The following is a 19330-nucleotide window of genomic DNA, read 5'->3' as shown; positions in this document are numbered from 1 at the left end:
GCCATGGTAGACAAGATCCCTATTCTCAAAATGGGCAAATACCTGCTCTTGTCCATCCAGGTCGACATGCACGACCAACTGGCCCTGGACCTGCAGGAAGATTTGACCAATCAAATCGTCAAGCACCGAGCCAAGGGCGTGCTGATCGATATCTCTTCCCTGGAGATCGTCGATTCGTTCATTGGCCGCATGCTGTCCCACATTGCCAATGTCTCTCGCATCCTTGACGCCAAGGTCATCGTCGTGGGCATGCAACCTGCCGTCGCAATCACGCTCGTCGAATTAGGCCTGTCACTCGACGGCATTGCCACTGCACTGAATGTAGAAAAAGGGATGGCCCGTCTGGAACAGATGGTCGCGGATGATGAACTCCTGGAGCTAGAGCGTGGCGAAGAAAGACATACTTCCGCTGAAGCAGGAGACTGACATCGTCCTCATCCGGCAGCGTGTACGCCAATCTGCCGAAACAGCCAAGCTGGGGCTTGTCTCACAGACCAAGATCGTTACGGCCGCAAGCGAGATTGCCCGTAATGCTCTGATCTACGGCGGCGGTGGCGAATGCGTGATCGAGGATACGATGCGTAACGGCCGCAGCGCCGTTCACCTGGTCATCACCGACCAGGGTAAGGGAATCGATGACATCAGCAAGGCCATGGTGGACGGCTATACTTCAGGTAATGGTCTGGGCCTGGGCCTGAGCGGTGCCAAGCGGCTGGTGGATGAATTTGCAATCGAAAGTGCACCCGGGCAGGGTACACGTGTGGAGTTGTGGAAGTGGCGTTGACCCCATTGTATTGCAGCCAGACATTCTCGGTTTCCGATGTTGCCCACGTGGATGCTGCGCGCCGGGCGGTCATCCGCCATGCCCGCGAACTGACCGATGACGAAGAAGTGCTGGGCAAGCTGACCCTTGTTGTCCAGGAGCTGGCACGCAATCTAGTCAACCATGCCGGCGAAGGCGAGTTGTACCTGAGCCATAATAATCATGAGCTGGACCTGATCGCGGTGGATAGCGGTCCAGGCATGGTCAACGTGGCGCAGTGCCTGAGCGACAACTATTCCACCAAGGGTACGATGGGGGCTGGACTGGGGGCGATCCGGCGTATGTCTGATCGCTTCGATATCTACTCGCAGCCGGGTAAGGGCACTATTGTATTTTCCCGAACGCAACTGGTGCCCTCGCCTCCAGGCAAGCGGTTTGAAGAGGGTGTGTTGTGCACCCCGCATCCGCGGGAGGAAGTTTGTGGCGACAGCTGGGCCGTGCTGAACAACCGGATTATGGTGTGTGACGGGCTTGGGCATGGCACACAGGCCAGAGAAGCCAGTGCCAAGGCTCGGGATATATTTCTCAACCATCCCACCGGCCTTCCCCTGACCGAGCTGATGGAGCGCATGCACCGTGCCCTGACAAGTACACGTGGTGCAGCCCTGGCCTTTGCTGAAATTCTACCGGAACAAGGCACCGTCAATTTCTGTGGTGTTGGCAACATTGCCGGCACCCTGATGGCAGATCGGCCGCGAAGCATGGTCTCGGCCAACGGTACTGTTGGCTACAAGATAGGCCGCGTACAATCCTTTTCCTATCCCTGGGATGAATCTACCGTGCTGGTCATGAATTCAGATGGTATCAATTCCCGGGTCAACCTTGCAGGGTATACCGGCCTGCTAGGCAAGCATCCCGCCATTATCGCCGCCCTGATTCATCGTGATTTCAAGCGCTCAACGGATGACGCCACGGCGCTGGTAGTACGTCATGTCTAATGACCGCCTGATTTCTAGCCTGCGCATCGAAAGCGAACAGGACATCGTCTGGTGTCGCCAACGTGCCAAGCAGCTTGCCGATTGGATTGGGCTACCCAGGCTCGACCAGATTCGCGTTGCCACCACGGTTTCTGAGTTGGCACGCAATATCTACCAGTACGCCAAACAGGGTCGATTCAGCTTTTACATGATGACCACTGCCGAAGGGCGCCTGAACGGCCTGCGATTTGAAGCGCAGGACAACGGTGCAGGCATCCAGAATCTGGACGATATCCTTAATGGCAGCTACGTCTCTCAGACCGGTATGGGTGTAGGTCTGCGGGGCGCCCAGCGCCTGATGGATGATTTCCAGATTGACACCTCTTCGAGCGGTACCCGCATCCGCGCCGCCAAATACCTGTCCGTACCCAAGCCCTTTCCCAGCGAGGCGGAGCTGAGTCGGCTGCTGCATCAGCTCACCGACAAGAGTGCGCTGGACCCTTACAAGGAAATGCAGCTCCAGAGCGAAGACCTGCTGGTGACCACCTCGGAACTGCGCGCCAAGCAGCAGGAACTGGAGGACACCAACAAGGAACTGGAGGAAACCAACAAGGGGGTTGTGGCCCTGTACTCCGAGCTGGAAAAGACCGCTCAGGAGCTGCAGGATGCCAGCGAAGCTAAGAGTCGCTTCTTCTCCAACATGACCCATGAGTTCCGGACGCCGATCAACATTATCGAGAACATCTCGAAGCTCCTGATCTCCGGTCAGGACGGACCACTGAATGGAGAACAGTACCGTCAGGTCAAATTCATCAGTGATGCTGCTGCCGAACTCTCAACCTTGGTCAATGAGCTACTGGATCTGGCTGAAGTGCAGTCCGGTCGAATGAAAGTCATGGCTGAACCGTTCAGCCTGAATGAACTTCTGGAGCGAATCGAAGCCTTTGCCGCCGCGCTTTCGTTCCGCTACGAGAATGTCAGCTACCGGCTCGACCGCCTGCCGGAAGACGTCATTCTGAATACGGACCGGGAGCGTCTGTTCCAGATCCTGCGCAACCTGATTTCCAATGCTTTCAAGTACACGCCCAAGGGTAGCGTGACGATTCGCTGTTTCCGTCCGGACGACCAGCAGATCGAATTCATGGTGGCCGACACCGGAATCGGCATTTCCGAAGAAAACCAGAAAAAGGTATTCGACGAGTTCTACCGGATCAAATCACCGGGCCGGAAGAACATTGAAGGGACGGGGCTGGGCTTGTCCCTGGCGCAGAAGGTGGCCACCCTGCTCAAAGGCGAAATTGATCTGACCAGCCAGGAGGGCGTGGGCAGCAAGTTCTACCTGCGCATCCCGATAGCGCTGGAGGAAAACGCCTCCACACTCGAGCAGAACGCCCTCTCCGGCATGACGATTCTGCTGATCGACGACAGCGAAGCCGATCGCTATATCGTTACCCGCGCCCTGGAAAGCTATGCCCCGATCATGATCGAGGCTGATAGCGCCAAGGCCAGCATGGACAAGCTCAATGCCGTGCGACCAGATATCATCTTCCTTGACCTCGATCTGCCGGATATCAGCGGTGAAGAGCTGCTGGAGAGCATGGACTGGTCCATGCACCGTCGCGTCCTGGTCAACACAGCCAAGGCTCTGAACGATGAAGAGCTGGCCCGCCTCAGACCCTATTGCCATGCCATTCTGCAAAAATCCCAACCTGGGTATCTTGAGCAGTTGCTCTGTCAGGTACAGAGTTTGTCCAGGAGCTTGAGAAATGAGTGACCGTAAGCGCATCGTCATCATTGATGATACGGATGCGAACCGTTATGTGCTGCGGAAGATTCTGCTGTCCCAGCCTGACTTCGATATTCTCGAGGCCGGAAGCGGTAGTGCTGGCCTCGAGCTGATCAACGATCAGACCAGCCTGGTGATCATTGATATCAACCTGCCGGACATGAGCGGCTTCGAACTGATCCAGGCCATTGAAAAGAAGCTGGATCAGAACAAGATGCCGGCCATTATCAATATCTCGGCCACGTTCGTCAGCGGCAAGGACAAGGCTATGGGACTCAACCAGGGCGCCCAGGCCTACCTGACCCACCCGATCAACCGGGACGAAGTCCTGGCTACCATTTCGTCCTTGCTCAAATCGAGCACTCGTCTGGCGAGCATCGAAAACCAGCGCAACGTCGCCATTGCCCGCAGTGAAAACCTGGAGGCCGAAAAGATCATGCTGGAGCGCTTCATGCGTTCGCTGAACCATGACCTTCGCTCCCCGCTGACCGCCGCGACCATGGTAGCCAGCCTTATGCGTCGCACACCTGCCCGACGCACCGATGACATGCTGAAGCTGCTCGAGGAAAACCTGCAGCGCATGAATCAGATGATCACCAACGTGTTGGATATTTCCCATACCAGCCTGGGCGGTGGGGTCAAACTGCACGGTGAAAAGCTGAGCCTTGGTACGCTGCTTGGCGAGGCGATTAGTAACCTGCGGATTCAAGTACAGAACGAGATCACGCTCACCCTTGAGTCACCTGAACAGCACGTCTATTGGGACAAGCACGCCTTGCTGCGCATCGTCGACAATCTGGTCATCAATGCCGCCAAGCATGGCACGCCTGATACGCGGATCGACGTCAGCCAGATGATGTCTGCCGAGCGTATTGTCTTGTGCGTTCGCAACCAGGGCCGGATGCCTGACGAGGTATTGGTCAACCTGGCAACGCCTTATTTCATTTCCACCCGCAGCGATGATCGCGGCTGGGGATTGGGCCTTCCCATCGTTAAAGCGCTGTGTGAAAGCTTTGGCGGCCATGCCGAATTCAAAAATATTGACGACCACGTCGTGGTGGAAGTCCACCTTCCCTCTACGGTACCCCCCACCTGATTGCCGCCCTGCCTCTCAAGGAGCCCTGCCGGTGGGCTCCGTAGCATCAGGCGATCACGTCCAAAGCTCGCTCAAGATGCTCATGCAAATAGGGACTGTGCTCAATGCATTTGTCGATAAGAAACTCCGAGCACAGGTCCTGTAGCGACTGCTTGGATGCTGCATATTCTTCCAGTGCCCGCGCGGCACTCCAGTCCTGACCGGCATAAACCAGCGCCAGCAGCTCAACCAGTTGTTCGTGGGTAAGACCGGATATCGCCTCCCGCAAGCGCTGTTCGGCCAGTGTTTCACCGATCAGTGAGCCTGTGGCGGATTCGCCTCCCAATCCCAAGCCTCCCCCTAGCCCGGTACCAAACCCGTCATGGGTAAGTTGGGTACAGGTTGCCAATGCCGCGATAGCTTTTATCTGCTCGCGGCTGAGATATTCGAGTCGCTGCGTCATATCCTTTCTCCTGCTCGATGCACTATTGGACCGCTCCGGATACCCATGGTGCAGCGGCGCTTGAACCCAAAACCTGATCTGGATCAGGTTAGCTACATCACTTGATCCCCAATCGCTTGGCCAGGCGGCTCAGGTTGGCACGGTCAACGGCCAGTTCTCGGGCTACATCCGCCCACCGATGGTGATGCCGCTCGAGCGATGTTTCAATCAATTGCTTCTGATAGGTATCTACCGCTTCGCGCAAGGGAAGACTAACAGGCAGGTCGGGCCTTTCAACAGCAGGCGTTATGTCTGCAATGGGTACTGCAGTGGGCAGATCCAGCGAGCGGCTGTCGATACTCAGGATACGGGGCCGCTCGCCGTGGCTCGACAGCGCCTTGAGTGCGGCGCGACTGATCAGGTGCTCCAGCTCGCGCACATTCCCAGGCCAGTCATAGGTCAATAATGACTTCTGCGCCTCAGGACTCAGGCGCAGGCTACGCAATCCTAATCGCGCCCTGTTCTCCTCAAGAAAGTAGCCGGCCAGCAGCAGTACATCACGTCCACGCTCGCGCAAGGCGGGCACCTTCAGCGGGTACACACTCAAACGATGGTAGAGATCTGCCCTGAAACGGCCAGCTTTTACCTCTTCGGCCAGATCGCGGTTGGTGGCCGCAATGACCCGAACATCAACATGATGCTCACGATCCGAGCCTACCCGCTGTAGCTGACCACTCTGTAGAACCCGGAGCAATTTGGCTTGAGCCGCCAAAGGCATTTCACCCACTTCATCCAGAAACAGCGTCCCGCCATTGGCCAGATCGAACTTGCCGCTGCGCTCGCTGATCGCTCCGGAAAAGGCGCCACGCACATGCCCGAACAACTCGCTTTCGACCAGGGTTTCCGGCAGCGCCGCACAATTGATGCTGATCAAGGGCCGGCGTGCACGGGCAGACTGCGCGTGAATGGCTTCGGCCACCAGCTCCTTGCCAACACCGGTCTCTCCCGTCACCAATACGGTCAGGGCGCTATCCCCTACGAGAGCGATCTGCTGCAGGAGCTGCTTGTGTGCAGCACTCTGCCCGATCAGCTCACGGGTTCGCACCTGCCCTGCTGCCTGCTTGTAGAGTTCAGCCAACTGGCTTTCATCGGCCACGCGTCGCGTCAAAGCATTGATCCGCTCGGCTGCTGTTACGGTGGCCGAAGCCAGACTGGCAAAGGCTTGCAGCATGTCCAGATCCACAGTGCCGAAACGCGCTTCGTCCAGGGCATCGAGTGTCAGCAATCCCCAGACCTGATCCTGCACATACAGCGGGCAGCCCAGGCAGTCATGGACCTCAAGAGCTTCATGGCCCTCAACCAGACCGTCATAGGGATCGGGCAAGTCGCAGTCTGCTGCAAAGCGGGTCGGCCCTCGATGTTCGATCAGCACCTTGAGCCGCGGGTGCTCACTGATGCGAAAGCGTCGCCCTAACGTATCAGGGCTGAGCCCCTGTACGGCTAGTGGTATCAGTTGATCGCCATCCAGCCTGAGCAAGGCAACGGCATCGCAGGGCAGCAACTCCCGAAGTGCCAGCAATAATTTGCGATAGCGCTCTTGCTCCGGCAGCTCTCGGGACAGGTCGGCGACCAGGGGAATCAGTGCAGACAACAACGGAGCCGTGGTCATTATGACCTCTCATAGAGTCATTTTGACAAACACATTAAGCAGTCAAAATGACTCGAATCTAGATAACCTATTGATTTTAAAAGCCCTTGCTATTGGCATGCCTCGTGTATTACTCAGGTAAAGCCAACGCAGGAGCTGAACCATGTTAACCGCTCAACAACGCACAATCATCAAGTCCACCGTTCCGCTGCTGGAAACCGGAGGTGAGGTGCTGACGACTCACTTCTACAAGATGATGCTCAACGAGTACCCGCAGGTCCGCCCCTTGTTCAACCAAGCGCATCAGGCCAGTGGCGCCCAGCCTCGTGCCCTGGCCAATGGCGTACTCATGTATGCCCGTCATATCGACCAACTGGAGGCACTCGGCCCGCTGGTGGCTCAGATCGTCAACAAGCATGTCGCCTTGCAGATTCTGCCGGAACATTATCCCATCGTAGGGACCTGCCTGCTGCGGGCTATTCGCGAGGTATTGGGCCAGGAAATCGCTACTGACGAAGTGATCGATGCCTGGGCCGCAGCCTACGGTCAGCTGGCCGATATCCTGATTGGCGCCGAGGAAGATCTGTACGCCACTCATGAGGCAGCCCCCGGCGGCTGGCGTGGCGGTCGCTGGTTTCGTGTTGCCCGCAAGGTGGCTGAGAGTGACGAGATCACGTCCTTTTACCTGGTACCCGAGGACGGCGGTGCCCTGCTGGACTTTCAACCGGGCCAATACATTGGCATGCGCCTGAATCTGGAGGGTGAAGAGGTACGCCGTAATTACTCGTTATCGGCACGCGCCAACGGTCGCGAATACCGCATCAGCGTTAAGCGCGAGGCCGATGGCCGTGTTTCCAATTACCTGCACGACCAGGTAAACGAAGGGGATCGTCTTGAGCTTTTCCCACCGGCAGGCGAGTTTACGCTCAGGCCATCTGACAAGCCTCTGGTCTTCATTACCGCTGGTGTCGGCATCACTCCGGCACTCACCATGTTGGAAGCGGCACTCGAAACCCGTCGTCCCATTACCTTTATCCACTGCGCCCGCGATGCAGGCGTCCAAGCCTTCCGCCCGTGGCTCGAAGCGCAGAAGGCAAAGCATCCTCAGCTACGCTGCTACTTCTGCTACAGCCATCCGCGTCCCGAGGATCAGGGCGATGCAAACGGACTTTTAACACATGCACTACTGGAGCAGTGGCTACCCGAGAATCGTGACCTGGATGCCTACTTCCTGGGTCCAAAGCCCTTCATGGCCCTGATCAAGCGTGAGCTGAAAGCGCTGGGTGTACCTGAAGCGCAAAGTCATTATGAATTCTTTGGGCCAGCAGCATCGTTGGAAGCTTGAGTAAAGAGGCGGGTCTCAAGGCCCGCCTTTTAATTCACTTTTATTGAATAAAAGGCTCATTATTATTTATTAGATCGATCCCAGGAGGCTCGCTAGGATAAAGAGGCTATTACCTGCGTGCCTATAAAAGCCTCTAATAATCGTGAAAAAAAGACTGCGTTCCTTGCTGCCCTGGTTCAAGCGTTTCAAACCTGTTGCCGTCAAAGCCCCGCCCCGTGAACTGGTCCGTGCCACGCTTGGCGCCTGCCTGGGCATGGTAGCCAGCGTTCTGGCGTGTACTCACTTCTACGGACTCGAGATTGCGCTGCGAATTGCAGCCCCTATCGGTGCATCAGCCCTGCTGCTGTTTGCTGTCTCGTCCAGTCCTCTGGCGCAACCCTGGTCGATTATCGGCGGCAACGTAGTGGCTGCTGGAATTGGTGCACTGGTTGGCCAGTGGATCGACCATACCCTGCTGGCCGCCGCGGTGGCGATGGCGCTGACCATCGTGACCATGTTCAGCCTGCGTTGCCTCCATCCACCGGGCATCGCAGTGGTCGTGGCAGTCAGCCTGGGCGGGCCGGCTTTTCAACAAATCGGTCTGTACATCATGCTGCCGGTGGCGCTCTGTTCGCTAATCGTTCTGGCAGGCGCCCTGATCTACAACAACCTGACTCGCCTGCCTTACCCAAAGGCTCCGGCGCCCGCTGTCAATCCGCATAACACACGAGACCCGCTTCCTTCGCAGCGTGCGGGCTTTACGACGGCAGATCTTGAGCTTGCCATGAAGGAGTTTGGTGGCGTTGTCGACATCACTCGAGACGACCTTGAGTCCCTGGTCCGTCAGACCGAGCGCCACGCCTTGAGTCGTAGCATGGGCGCCATCACCGCCGCTCAGATCATGTCGCGGGACCTACAGATCGCCCATCCTGACACGCGGTTACAGGATGCCTGGAACCTGCTGGAATCTCATCACCTGAAAGCGCTGCCGATTCTTGATGAGGCAAAGCATCTGGTGGGCATCGTGACCCTGGCCGACCTGTTCAAGGCCATCGAGCCGGGCTCGCCGAACGCGCAGGGTAATCCAGGCGATATCCCGCTTGAGCGCTTTATGACACGCCATGTGCAATGTGTGCGGGATACCACCCATATCGTGGAGCTGGTGTCACTGCTTTCAGACAAGGGCCTGCATTACCTGCCTGTCCTGGATGAGCCGGGCAACCTGGTCGGCATCATCAGCCAGACCGACCTGATCGCTGCGCTCTACCAACGCTGGTTGAAGAACGTACTTACTCACCGTGAGGCGGCCAATCAGCGCACCTCCGAGGAAAGCGCCGCCTGATTCAGAGGGCGCATGGCCTTAACCATGCGCCCTCCTGGGATCATCCCTCCCAACGCTGGGACCAGTCTGCGTCCTCACCGATCACGTCTCGCAGCAACTGGATCGCATCCTGAAGCACGGGCGTTTCCTTGTCCCGTGAGTACACCAGATACGTGGGATAGGTGAATTCTGGTGCTCGTTCTACCCGCTGCAGAATGCCGTTATCCAGATAGCTCTGGACGACGCGCGTCCTGAAATATCCTGCACCTCCATTCTGTACAAGGTACTGCAAGGCCAGAGGCCCCAGACTGAAAGAAAGCGCCGCTTTCGCCTTTTCGGGCATGGCTGCGTCGTGCTGCTTGCGAAAGGCCTCGCCCCAATCAATGTAGATGTAGGGCTCAGGTTGAGCTACCGAGCAGACCTGAATCAACTTTTCCTCCAGTACCTGCTCGACCTGCATTCCTGGCCAGTATTCCGGCTGATAGACCAGTGCCGCATCCAACACGCCTTGCTCTACCTGCTGTTGCAGACGACTGCTGTCGGCAATCTCAGCCCGTACCGCGTAGCCAGGCAATGCCTCCCGCAAACGCTTTACCCAATTGAGGATCAATGGATTGCTCAGGCTGACCTCCCCGCCTACCGTGAGCAGATTGCGAAACCCCTCCGGCAGCGGCAGGTCACGCCGCGCAGCGTCCCATGTCTGTACCAGCTGACTGGCATATCCGGCAAACACCTGACCATCTGCCGTCAGCCTGGCACCCGCCCGGTTACGTACGAACAGCCGGCACTGAAGCTGTGCTTCCAGATTCTGTACCCGCGCCGTGACCGCGGTTTGCGTCACATGCAGCCGTTCCGCCGCAGCCAGAAAGCTTCCAGTCCGGGCAATTTCAAGAAAGGTACGGGCCAGTTCAAGATCCATGGGTATCCGATTATCGATAAGCGAGCCGTCAGTGTAGCCATGAACTCAGGCTGTATGCAGTTCTGCTTCGCGCGAGGAGGACTCCTGGCGGAACACTGAGGGCGACACCCCGGCCAGCCGCTTGAAGAACCGCGTGAAATACGCCGGTTCGGAAAAGCCCAGCAGATCCGCAATCTGGTTGACCGTAAGGCCCGTGTAGATCAGGTTTCGCTTGGCCTCAAGCAACAGCCGTTGATGGATGACGCCCAGTGAGGTCTGTCCGCGCAGCCGCCTGCAAAGCCCATTGAGATAGGCCGGTGTGATACCCAACGCCTTGGCATAGGCCTCGATAGGCCAGTGATTGCTGTAATTCGCCTCTACCAGCTGGGAAAACGCAGTCAGGTAGGACTGACCCCGCTCGGGCCGCTCCTGGGCGTCGCGCACCATCACCTGCCGCCCCAACCATACCGCCAACACCCCAACCAGTGATTGCAGGAGCAGGTCCCGCGCCGGCGCCGAGGAGCTGTACTCATTATTGATCGCGGCAAACAGCGTGTGGATGTAACGCCGCTCTCGTCCGACCTGATAAAGCGCAGGCTGGCTGAAGGTCTGGGTCTGCCCGCCCAGATGCTCCTGCAGCCGGGAAACCAGGGGCATCGCCAGGGTAAGAATAAAACCGTCGATGTCCTCCGAGAACCGAAATCCGTGGATGCAAAAGGCAGGCACCACCTGGATGGCGGCATCATCGATCCGGGTCTGCTGCCCATCCACATTAAGCTCGGCCCATCCCTTTCGCACATAGAGCAGTTGCACCAGATCAGCATGCCGGTGCAACTGAATCTCCCAATCGTGCAGGCTGCTGCGCTTGGGAATGGACTCGCAGTGCAGCAGGTCCGGTGTAGGCCATTCCAATGGGTCGCCATAGAGCATGAACACCGGAATATTCGGCACGGGCGGTTTCATGGTGGACCTCATTCTTATGCAAGGGTGTTTATAAAAGTCCAGAACTTCCTACGTAAAGTGCCTTCTCGCCCGGCAATGATCAACCAAAAATACAGGCGACGCAGATAAGAACGCACGCTGGCCACCCCTTCGCCGGACGTGACGACACAATAAGCGAGAGACCATAACAATGAAGACACAAGTCGCCATCATCGGCGCCGGTCCATCCGGCCTTCTCCTGGGTCAGCTGCTGCACAACGCTGGCATCGACACCGTTATCCTCGAACGTCAGAGTCCTGATTACGTGCTAGGCCGCATTCGTGCTGGCGTCCTCGAACAGGGCATGGTCGACCTCTTGCGCGAGGCTGGCGTCAGCGAGCGTATGGATCGGGAAGGCTTGGTCCACGATGGATTCGAGCTGGCGTTCGAGGGTCGCCAAGAGCGCATCGACCTCAAGACGCTTTCCGGTGGCAAGACGGTCATGATCTACGGCCAGACCGAAGTCACCCGAGATCTGATGGAAGCACGTAAGGCCAGTGGTGCGCTTAGTGTCTACGAAGCCAGCAACGTACAGCTTCACGAGCTGAAAGGCGAAAAGCCCTATGTGACCTTTGAAAAGAATGGCGAAACCGTACGCCTGGACTGTGACCATATCGCCGGGTGCGATGGCTATCATGGCATCTCGCGCCAGTCGATTCCGGCAGACGCGCTCAAGACGTTCGAACGGGTGTATCCCTTCGGCTGGCTGGGCGTCCTGGCCGACACCCCACCGGTGAACGAAGAGCTGATCTATGCCAACCATGAGCGCGGCTTTGCCCTATGCAGCATGCGCTCCAAGACGCGTACCCGCTATTACGTGCAGGTTTCCGCTGACGAGAAGGTCGAGGACTGGTCCGACGAACGCTTTTGGGATGAACTCAAACAGCGCCTGCCGGCCGAAACCGCTGCCAGACTTGTTACCGGCCCCTCTATCGAGAAAAGCATCGCGCCTCTGCGCAGCTTTGTGGTCGAGCCCATGCAGTATGGTCATCTCTTCCTTGTCGGCGATGCGGCGCATATCGTTCCACCCACAGGGGCCAAGGGGCTGAACCTGGCGGCCAGCGATGTCTGCACCCTGTACCGGATTTTGACCAAGGTCTATCACGACGCCCGTACGGATCTCCTACAACGCTATTCGGAGGTCTGTTTGCGCCGCGTCTGGAAAGCCGAGCGTTTTTCCTGGTGGATGACTTCCCTGCTCCATCGCTTTCCTGATACGGATGACTTTGGCCACCGCATCCAGCAGACCGAGCTGGATTATTTCCTGGGTTCTGAGGCCGGTAGAAAAACCATTGCCGAAAACTATGTCGGTCTGCCTTATGAACCCATCGAATAAGGCGACGGCAGCCAAGCTCTGGTAATCTGGCCGTCTTGACCCACGCCCGTAAAGCGCATCCACTCGGCTGCGTTTTACGCTGCACGCCAGGACTGTCTATGCCCAGCACCTACCTAGAACAATTACCTCAAGAAATTCAGGCCAACGTCCGCACTGCGCTGGCTGAAGATGTAGGAACCGGCGACATCACCGCCCAGCTCATCCCTGCCGACCGCACCGCCAGGGCCACTGTCATTACCCGCGAAGACGCCACCCTCTGCGGCACCGCCTGGGTCGATGAGGTGTTCCGCCAGATCGATTCCACCGTAAAGGTTGAATGGCAGGTTCGGGACGGGGAACGGGTCATGGCTGACAAAATTCTTTTTACCCTGTCAGGCCCCGCCCGCTCCCTGCTGACGGGCGAGCGAACAGCGCTCAACTTCCTGCAACTGCTGTCAGGCACAGCGACTCGCTGCAGTTACTACGCAGACTTGGTCAGCGGTACTCAGGTCCGCCTGCTGGATACGCGCAAGACCCTACCCGGCCTGCGGCTGGCACAAAAGTATGCCGTTACCTGTGGTGGCTGTCATAATCACCGCATTGGTCTGTACGATGCCTTTCTTATCAAGGAAAACCATATTGCGGCCTGTGGCGGTATTGCCCAGGCTGTAGAGACGGCGCGTCGTATCGCCCCCGGCAAACCGGTTGAAGTAGAGGTTGAGAACCTCGCTGAGTTGGAGCAGGTCCTGGCCACAGGCGCTGAAATCGTCATGCTCGACAATTTCTCGCTTGAGGATATGCGCGAGGCCGTAAGAATCAATGCGGGCCGCACCAGGCTGGAGGCGTCGGGCGGCATCAATGACACGACCATTCGCCCAATCGCCGAAACCGGTGTCGACTATATTTCAATAGGCACGCTGACCAAAGACGTCAAGGCACTGGATCTTTCCATGCGCCTGGCGCTTTGATCATATGCCTCCTGTTGTTCACTGCAAGCCGGTTCGCTGGCCCGCAGGCTTTATCAAGGAACCTTTGTGAGCCATCGCTACCTTGTCATCGATAGCAGCGCCTTCACCAGCCCACAGCTGGAAGTCTACCTGTCCGCGCGTCCCAAGAACCGTGTCATCATTTCCGACAGCACGGCCGTACAGCTCTTTCAACCCGAGCAATGGGTAACGGCCCGCAACGGATTGTTCAAGCAGTACAAGGATCGCATCTTCTTTTCAGATTCCAGCGGGCCAATTCTTCAGGCCGAGCTGGAAGGACGCAAACCCAGCATCCTCGCCGCGCCGTTGACGCGAGCCTTTAACGCGACGATTGCCGCCGAAGGCGAAGAAGAAGCCCGGCAATTGGCATACATCCACAAGAACCTGCTGGATATCGAAGACGAATACCTGGCCAACCGCAAGGTATTTCTCAACACACTTATTACCCATATGAGCAAGGCGCTGCAGGATAATCCTGCCGTTATTCAGGACCGTGATGCAGCCATTCACCTGGCAGCCGCTACGGCTCAACGTGGTCTCGCCAAAGGGTTCTCTCCAAGCCTGCTTGACGCGCCCTACAGTGTGTTTCTCAAGGCCTACCCTCTGGCAGCCCGCTATGTTGCCCTGCTTGCCTCGCTGCTGGTTGAGCATATCCAGGCAACCGGTACGGCTGCCAAGGTGAACGCAACGGCCATTATCGAAACCTTTACGCAGCGGGATAACGTGCTGATTGCCAGCCTGTTCGACGGCCTGTTGAGTACGGATGAGAATACTAACGCTGCCTTCGTCGCGCTCAAGCAGACCCTTGCAGTGCTCAGCAAGGTGGGCGCCCAATCCGTACATTAACGTCTGGAATGCCCTTGGAATCGGTGGCTTCTGCAGCAGCGGCAGAGGCCACCGATATATTGATCAAGCTCACACTTTAGAACTTTAGCTGTTAACGCTTCAAATCCTCTTCGCTGGTCCGCCTCGCGCTTCCTGTGCGTTTTTCGTTCACGAAAATATCTGTCCCGAACATCATTCATAGCTCCGGTTAATCGTTGACTCATTGTCACTTAGCCGCGCCAATTATTTTTATAAGCGCTTTCGCCATATTTTTGACAGCCCTGAATCAATCATTCCAAATAGCCATTATTGCGACTAATCGCCGCTCTATGACGGCCCTTTCACTGCCATTTCGTTCCTCAAGCCAAACGCTAAGCCGTCGATACGCCAAGCACAACGACAGCATGCGCCTCAGAAATCACCTCGGCGCTTAAACGACTGTCACGGCTTATCCAGCGCAACACAGCAGCTGGTAATTGATTTATTCAATATTGGGGAAACTTTCATGAACCGCTTTGAATCCATCGCACGACTCAGACGCCTCTTTCGTGGTGCAGTACAGGGGCTGCTGCTCTCTGCTTCTGTGGCTACGCTATCCGCTACAGCCCAAGCGGATGATTTAAGCGTCGGTCTGGTTGGCTTGAACATGTCGGGCGCTGGGTTTGCGGCCCATGTTCTACCCGGCCTCAACAACCGCAACTACATTTTCCCTACGGAAACCCATTTCAAGGATTGGAGCGAGAGAGGCGTTCGCCTGATTCGCTTCCCTATTATCTGGGAGCGCCTACAGCCCAAGCTCTACAACATGCTCGATCCAGACTATGTAGGGCTGATCCAGCAGACCATGAACTATGCACAGAAATACAATGTGCGCGTCATTCTGGACCTGCATAACTATGCGCGTTATCGCGGTGAGCTGATCGGTACAAAGAACGTGCCGTATGCGGCCTACCACGACGTGATGTACCGCATCGCCTTTCGTTGGGCCAAGCACCCTGCCCTCTACGCCTACGACATCATGAATGAACCCAACGGTGCGCTCGATTACTGGCCGACCGCAGCACAGCATGGCATCAATGGCGTGCGTACGGTGGACAAGGTCAAACCCATTATTGTCGAAGGCAATGGTTGGGCGGAGGCAACCCGCTGGGCGCAATGGAACGATTCGCTGCTCAATCTGAAAGACCCGTCCGACAATCTGATTTTCTCGGCGCACACCTATTTCGATAACAACTCCGGTGGCACCTACGAGACCGTGGACGTCAGCACACTGGACCCCATGTATGGTGTGGCGCGTGTGAAGCCTTTCGTAGAGTGGCTGAAAAAGCATGGCAAGAAGGGTTATATCGGCGAGTTTGGCGTCCCGGACAATGATCCTCGCTGGCTGGTACTGATGGACAACATGTTGGCCTATCTCAGACAGAACTGTATCCCGGCAACCTATTGGGCGGCAGGTCCTGGCTGGGGTAACTACAACCTGGCGGTTGAGCCCGTGAATGGACAGGAACGCCCGCAATGGCCGACGCTCAAGAAATACCTGAGCACACCTAGTCAGTGCATACAAATAGGCCCGAATTGATCGGACCTATGGAAATGGGGCCTGCTTGAGGCCCCATTGGCTTACTTGGGCATCGTTTTCGAGGTCACGTACTTGCTCAGGACTTCATTATCATCCAGCGCATGAACATCGGAGGCGACCCACAATTTACGCTCGATCCCCTGGGCAATCAGATGCGCGACAGCCGCTTCGATAGCCGACAGTACACAAAGCTGAGCCGGCTCGTTGGTGGTATAGCCAGACTCTGCCTCTAGTAGCTTCTTGAACTCGACGAACTTGTAGACATCCGCCGAGCGACCAATCGAGAAGATGGTCTTGGATGTCATCACGTTCGCCAATACCTGTCCGCCACGTACATCGATGGCGCGCAGATTGACCGTCACCTGATCGACCCGGTATTCCTGGGACGCACCGATTCCCAGGTAGCGAGCGCCTTCGCCGCCGCTGCGAATATTGGTATCGTAGGCAACGATGCCACCCTCCAGCAAGATGTTGGCTGCCTGCAGTGAAGGGAGCGGCTGCTGAATGTTTTGTGGCGTGTTGGGCTTGCTCTGAGTCGCCCGGATGATCTTGCGCTCGGTCAGAATGTTCTGCAAACCCTCACGCTCCAGCACCACGAACCAGCCGCTGGCCTGGAGTGCATCGACCAACATGCTGGCGCCACCCTGGGTGACGGCGGTAGAGAACGAGCTGGCCGGGCTGGGCTTGTACTGGCCGGTCTGGTCACGGAACCCATAGACGGCCGCAACAAGCTTGCCTCGCGGCGCCGGCAGATTCAGCAGATCGTAATAGGTGGAAGCCCGTGGGGTCAGTGTAGGTTGGGCATTTTGTTCGGCGGGCATGGGGTCACGCACAGAACATCCCTGCATCAGCATCGCGCACAGCAACGCTGACGACATCATGAGTCGTTTCATAATGGCTATTCCTGGTTTAGCGTGCCGCTTAGTAAGTCGTTCCGGTTACGATCTCGGATATTTCGCCGGTTGCTCGGTCGGTAATATGAATGACCAACTGTCCAGTCTCATCTTTGAGCATATTGACAATAAAATCGTCAGTTTGAAGGCTACCTGCTTCTCCCTTTCGAGCCTTAGCAAGAACGTCAGAGAGCAAGCTAGATTGCAGTTGGTTAGTAAAGCGCTCCAATGCCGATAAAGTAGTTGCCTTTTTGGCATTAGGATCATCATAGTCATTCTGCGCCTGCGCGTTACCAAGCAGGTACGAACCGTTTAACGGACTACCACCAAAGGCGGGGTTCTTGGGGGTATAGACCAGTTCAGTGGCCTGGAGCGACGAGACGGAACCTAGCAATAGCAGCCCTAGCATCGTTGCTGAATGTACGTTCTTATTCTTCATAGCTCGTCTCTGTCCATGTCGAAGGTGTCATATAAAAGATTTTCCAGTTTTTGTTTAGCGACTGTGTCCTTGACCATGTCCGCCGCTGCGTAGGCTGTGCCTTTGAGCTCTGCGACATTAGGTTGGATGAACTGCCGGTAAACCACTCGCTGGTCATGCTCCACCCAGACCAAACTTCCCCAACGCGCAGAAGGCCTCTCGCGTACTACCAAGTTGAAATCCAGTTGGCTGGTATCGACCAACCGATCGCTGAAATAGCGATAAAAGTCGTGACCGAAGCGGGAGATCGTGTTGTCGACGATAAAGCCCTGGATATTCTCCTCATCATCGGCAGCCTGTGCCGACAACAGCATCATCATCCCCAGCAGTCCGACGCCCCAGCGCTTCATTGCGTTAATGTCCTTTACTCTTTTCGTAGAACTTCAGCGCGGCCTCTGCACGATTGGAGGCGCCAATCTTGCGAAGCAGGTTATGAATATGGCTCTTGATGGTGTGTGTACTCAGGCAGAGCTGATGGGCAATCTCCGCGTTTGAATAACCCTTGCCAACCAGGCTCAGGATCTCACGCTCGCGCCCGGTCAGGTCCACCGCCTCCTCTTCCAGTGTCTGCATCCGCCGATAGCGCTCGATCAGACGCTCCATGACATCACGTGGCAACCAGTCCCGTCCCATCAGCAGGGCCTGTATGCCATTGAACAAAAGCTCTCGGGAGGTATGGGTGTAGAAGATTCCCTTGATCTCGGGATGCTTTTCGATGAGCTGCTGCGCCTGCTCATCCGAGGTATTGACCAGCGCAACCGGTGCCTGACCAATCAACTGATCCAGCACAGCCGAGCACTGCTCGAATGCGACACTACCGACATCAAGCAGCCAGAGAGATGCCTTGGCCTTTTCCAATCCATTGAAGTCCCCCACGCATAACTCGAATTCCGTCTGCTGATTGAGAAAGTGCTGGAATAACTGCCCCAACAACTGATTCTTGGTCAGTAGTTTGACGGTAAGTGGCGGGCGGCCTGTTGCCATAATGGCGTCTGCTGAACTCAACTTTAAGCCTCGGTTATTCTTAATGTCGGTAGGCTATCCAACGATCTTGCGATCACAAACAAAAAAGCCCCTGAAACCATTTCGCCTCAAACAAATGAGAAATTAAACACAGCGATATATTGAGATTCTTTTGGCATCACTCCCTGATGACGGTTGAATATTCAGCAGGCTGGATTGAAACAACAGAATTCTCAAGAACCAACGTGAACACTTTATGAAACAGGACTGTATTCACGTAACGAGATACATCAGGAAAAGACTTCTCTTTCCAACTTAGGTAATAGATCACCTGCTGCACCAATCAACGTCCAGTCATCGGAATGTACTCCTGAAACCGGCTGTGGATTGATATGAACGACCGCGGCATCGGCATCACGCGCAATATGAGGCATCTGAGCGGCCGGGTAGACCACACCGGATGTACCGACGGAAAATAGGACATCACACTGGGCTGCCGCATCAAATGCCTGCTGCAAGGCCTGTACCGGTAACGACTCGCCAAACCAGACGACGCCCGGCCTTATAAAACCATTACACCTGGAACAGCGTGGCGGTTCGACACGACGACCTTGATCTGGTTCAACCGGTATTTCACGCTCGAACGAATAGCCGGTGCCGCAGGCAAAACAGCGCGGCTGATGCAGGCTGCCATGCAGGTGCAGTACATCGGCCCTCCCGGCACGCTCGTGCAGATCATCGACATTCTGGGTAACGACGGTAGCGCGTGGAAAGTGCTGGGCCAGACGGGCAATGGCAAGATGGGCCGGATTGGGCTGAGCCTTCAGCACCTTCATACGACGCCATTCGTACCATCCCCAGACGAGGGCCGGATCCGCCTCAAAGGCTTCGGGGGTTGCCAGTTCGGTGGCATCGAATGTTGCCCAGAGTCCGGTCTGTGCATCTCGAAAGGTGGGAATGCCGCTTTCGGCCGATACGCCTGCACCGGTAAAGAACACCACGTGCTGTGCATCGCGAATACAGTGTTTCAGCGCTTCATCTATCGCCAGGGACGTAGAGGATGGGGTTTGGCTCAT

General features: G+C 56.5%; 20 protein-coding genes. 11 read left to right on the top strand and 9 right to left on the bottom strand.

All coding sequences use genetic code 11. From position 1 onward, the window contains the following. Positions 1-3 precede the first annotated feature (3 nt). From HMPREF1487_RS15090 to HMPREF1487_RS15070, 5 genes are read left to right on the top strand one after another with little or no spacing between them, the layout of a single operon-like run. Positions 4-426 carry an STAS domain-containing protein gene (locus HMPREF1487_RS15090; RefSeq protein ID WP_010797538.1) on the top strand — a complete coding sequence of 141 codons (423 nt, stop codon included), beginning with the start codon at positions 4-6 and terminating at the stop codon, positions 424-426. Then, positions 386-784: an anti-sigma regulatory factor gene (locus HMPREF1487_RS15085; protein ID WP_010797537.1), complete on the top strand. Its 399-nt coding sequence runs from the start codon at positions 386-388 to the stop codon at positions 782-784. The genes HMPREF1487_RS15090 and HMPREF1487_RS15085 overlap by 41 nt, the downstream gene beginning before the upstream one ends. After that, positions 775-1761, top strand: a complete 987-nt coding sequence (locus HMPREF1487_RS15080; RefSeq protein WP_010797536.1) for an ATP-binding protein — start codon at positions 775-777, stop codon at positions 1759-1761. The genes HMPREF1487_RS15085 and HMPREF1487_RS15080 overlap by 10 nt, the downstream gene beginning before the upstream one ends. Then, the gene (locus HMPREF1487_RS15075) at positions 1754-3514 is read left to right on the top strand and encodes an ATP-binding response regulator (protein WP_010797535.1); all 1761 of its coding nucleotides are present in this window, start codon (positions 1754-1756) and stop codon (positions 3512-3514) included. Before HMPREF1487_RS15080 ends, HMPREF1487_RS15075 begins: the two co-directional genes overlap by 8 nt. Then, a complete protein-coding gene (locus HMPREF1487_RS15070) occupies positions 3507-4622 on the top strand; it encodes a hybrid sensor histidine kinase/response regulator (RefSeq protein ID WP_010797534.1) in 1116 nt (371 codons plus the stop codon). The genes HMPREF1487_RS15075 and HMPREF1487_RS15070 overlap by 8 nt, the downstream gene beginning before the upstream one ends. Before the next feature lie 46 nt (positions 4623-4668). Here HMPREF1487_RS15070 and HMPREF1487_RS15065 read toward each other — a convergent pair whose 3' ends face one another. Together HMPREF1487_RS15065 and norR are read right to left on the bottom strand one after the other, a co-directional pair. Next, on the bottom strand, positions 4669-5064 hold the full coding sequence (locus HMPREF1487_RS15065; RefSeq protein ID WP_010797533.1) for a hypothetical protein: 396 nt from the start codon (positions 5062-5064) through the stop codon (positions 4669-4671). 97 nt (positions 5065-5161) lie between these two features. Continuing rightward, positions 5162-6712 carry a nitric oxide reductase transcriptional regulator NorR gene (norR, locus tag HMPREF1487_RS15060; RefSeq protein WP_010797532.1) on the bottom strand — a complete coding sequence of 517 codons (1551 nt, stop codon included), beginning with the start codon at positions 6710-6712 and terminating at the stop codon, positions 5162-5164. Positions 6713-6854: 142 nt separating this feature from the next. Here norR and hmpA point away from each other — a divergent pair, with 142 nt between their 5' ends. Next, positions 6855-8036 (top strand): NO-inducible flavohemoprotein, encoded by a 1182-nt coding sequence (hmpA, locus tag HMPREF1487_RS15055; protein WP_010797531.1) that lies wholly within the window; start codon positions 6855-6857, stop codon positions 8034-8036. Between the two features lie 142 nt (positions 8037-8178). Continuing rightward, positions 8179-9357: an HPP family protein gene (locus HMPREF1487_RS15050; protein ID WP_010797530.1), complete on the top strand. Its 1179-nt coding sequence runs from the start codon at positions 8179-8181 to the stop codon at positions 9355-9357. A 40-nt stretch (positions 9358-9397) separates the two neighbouring features. Here the strand turns inward: HMPREF1487_RS15050 and HMPREF1487_RS15045 are convergent, their stop codons facing one another. Further along, positions 9398-10255, bottom strand: coding sequence for a LysR family transcriptional regulator (locus tag HMPREF1487_RS15045; RefSeq protein ID WP_010797529.1), 858 nt, complete (start codon positions 10253-10255; stop codon positions 9398-9400). Between the two features lie 45 nt (positions 10256-10300). After that, positions 10301-11197, bottom strand: a complete 897-nt coding sequence (locus tag HMPREF1487_RS15040; RefSeq protein WP_010797528.1) for a helix-turn-helix domain-containing protein — start codon at positions 11195-11197, stop codon at positions 10301-10303. Between the two features lie 169 nt (positions 11198-11366). Between HMPREF1487_RS15040 and pobA the strand changes: the two genes are divergently transcribed. The 4 genes from pobA (at position 11367) to HMPREF1487_RS15020 (ending at position 15920) form a co-directional block, all read left to right on the top strand. Then, the gene (gene pobA, locus HMPREF1487_RS15035) at positions 11367-12551 is read left to right on the top strand and encodes a 4-hydroxybenzoate 3-monooxygenase (RefSeq protein WP_010797527.1); all 1185 of its coding nucleotides are present in this window, start codon (positions 11367-11369) and stop codon (positions 12549-12551) included. Positions 12552-12649: 98 nt separating this feature from the next. Continuing rightward, entirely contained in the window at positions 12650-13498 is an 849-nt protein-coding gene (gene nadC, locus HMPREF1487_RS15030) for a carboxylating nicotinate-nucleotide diphosphorylase (protein WP_010797526.1), read from the top strand. A gap of 66 nt (positions 13499-13564) precedes the next feature. Then, the gene (locus HMPREF1487_RS15025; protein ID WP_010797525.1) at positions 13565-14362 is read left to right on the top strand and encodes a hypothetical protein; all 798 of its coding nucleotides are present in this window, start codon (positions 13565-13567) and stop codon (positions 14360-14362) included. 484 nt (positions 14363-14846) lie between these two features. Next, the gene (locus tag HMPREF1487_RS15020; RefSeq protein ID WP_010797524.1) at positions 14847-15920 is read left to right on the top strand and encodes a glycoside hydrolase family 5 protein; all 1074 of its coding nucleotides are present in this window, start codon (positions 14847-14849) and stop codon (positions 15918-15920) included. Positions 15921-15961: 41 nt separating this feature from the next. Here the strand turns inward: HMPREF1487_RS15020 and HMPREF1487_RS15015 are convergent, their stop codons facing one another. The 5 genes from HMPREF1487_RS15015 to HMPREF1487_RS14995 form a co-directional block, all read right to left on the bottom strand. Next, on the bottom strand, positions 15962-16813 hold the full coding sequence (locus HMPREF1487_RS15015; protein ID WP_010797523.1) for a CsgG/HfaB family protein: 852 nt from the start codon (positions 16811-16813) through the stop codon (positions 15962-15964). Positions 16814-16841: 28 nt separating this feature from the next. Continuing rightward, a complete protein-coding gene (locus HMPREF1487_RS15010; protein WP_010797522.1) occupies positions 16842-17252 on the bottom strand; it encodes a curli assembly protein CsgF in 411 nt (136 codons plus the stop codon). Then, the gene (gene csgE, locus HMPREF1487_RS15005) at positions 17249-17641 is read right to left on the bottom strand and encodes a curli production assembly/transport protein CsgE (RefSeq protein WP_010797521.1); all 393 of its coding nucleotides are present in this window, start codon (positions 17639-17641) and stop codon (positions 17249-17251) included. The genes HMPREF1487_RS15010 and csgE overlap by 4 nt, the downstream gene beginning before the upstream one ends. A 4-nt stretch (positions 17642-17645) precedes the next feature. Continuing rightward, positions 17646-18275, bottom strand: coding sequence for a helix-turn-helix transcriptional regulator (locus HMPREF1487_RS15000; protein WP_083603160.1), 630 nt, complete (start codon positions 18273-18275; stop codon positions 17646-17648). 269 nt (positions 18276-18544) lie between these two features. After that, positions 18545-19330, bottom strand: a complete 786-nt coding sequence (locus tag HMPREF1487_RS14995; RefSeq protein ID WP_010797519.1) for an SIR2 family NAD-dependent protein deacylase — start codon at positions 19328-19330, stop codon at positions 18545-18547.

Source organism: Pseudomonas sp. HPB0071, from assembly GCF_000478505.2.
Taxonomy (GTDB): domain Bacteria; phylum Pseudomonadota; class Gammaproteobacteria; order Pseudomonadales; family Pseudomonadaceae; genus Chryseomonas; species Chryseomonas luteola.
This window is presented reverse-complemented; position numbering and strand designations above follow the sequence as displayed.

Excerpts from the sequence above, each read along its gene's own strand:
- HMPREF1487_RS15090 (WP_010797538.1), top strand. The coding sequence starts at position 4 with ATGGTAGACAAGATCCCTATTCTCAAAATGGGCAAATACCTGCTCTTG.
- HMPREF1487_RS15075 (WP_010797535.1), top strand. The coding sequence starts at position 1,754 with ATGTCTAATGACCGCCTGATTTCTAGCCTGCGCATCGAAAGCGAACAG.
- HMPREF1487_RS15070 (WP_010797534.1), top strand. The coding sequence starts at position 3,507 with ATGAGTGACCGTAAGCGCATCGTCATCATTGATGATACGGATGCGAAC.
- HMPREF1487_RS15065 (WP_010797533.1), bottom strand. The coding sequence starts at position 5,064 with ATGACGCAGCGACTCGAATATCTCAGCCGCGAGCAGATAAAAGCTATC.
- norR (WP_010797532.1), bottom strand. The coding sequence starts at position 6,712 with ATGACCACGGCTCCGTTGTTGTCTGCACTGATTCCCCTGGTCGCCGAC.
- hmpA (WP_010797531.1), top strand. The coding sequence starts at position 6,855 with ATGTTAACCGCTCAACAACGCACAATCATCAAGTCCACCGTTCCGCTG.
- HMPREF1487_RS15045 (WP_010797529.1), bottom strand. The coding sequence starts at position 10,255 with ATGGATCTTGAACTGGCCCGTACCTTTCTTGAAATTGCCCGGACTGGA.
- HMPREF1487_RS15040 (WP_010797528.1), bottom strand. The coding sequence starts at position 11,197 with ATGAAACCGCCCGTGCCGAATATTCCGGTGTTCATGCTCTATGGCGAC.
- pobA (WP_010797527.1), top strand. The coding sequence starts at position 11,367 with ATGAAGACACAAGTCGCCATCATCGGCGCCGGTCCATCCGGCCTTCTC.
- nadC (WP_010797526.1), top strand. The coding sequence starts at position 12,650 with ATGCCCAGCACCTACCTAGAACAATTACCTCAAGAAATTCAGGCCAAC.
- HMPREF1487_RS15020 (WP_010797524.1), top strand. The coding sequence starts at position 14,847 with ATGAACCGCTTTGAATCCATCGCACGACTCAGACGCCTCTTTCGTGGT.
- HMPREF1487_RS15015 (WP_010797523.1), bottom strand. The coding sequence starts at position 16,813 with ATGAAACGACTCATGATGTCGTCAGCGTTGCTGTGCGCGATGCTGATG.
- HMPREF1487_RS15010 (WP_010797522.1), bottom strand. The coding sequence starts at position 17,252 with ATGAAGAATAAGAACGTACATTCAGCAACGATGCTAGGGCTGCTATTG.
- csgE (WP_010797521.1), bottom strand. The coding sequence starts at position 17,641 with ATGAAGCGCTGGGGCGTCGGACTGCTGGGGATGATGATGCTGTTGTCG.
- HMPREF1487_RS15000 (WP_083603160.1), bottom strand. The coding sequence starts at position 18,275 with ATGGCAACAGGCCGCCCGCCACTTACCGTCAAACTACTGACCAAGAAT.
- HMPREF1487_RS14995 (WP_010797519.1), bottom strand. The coding sequence starts at position 19,330 with ATGAGCCAAACCCCATCCTCTACGTCCCTGGCGATAGATGAAGCGCTG.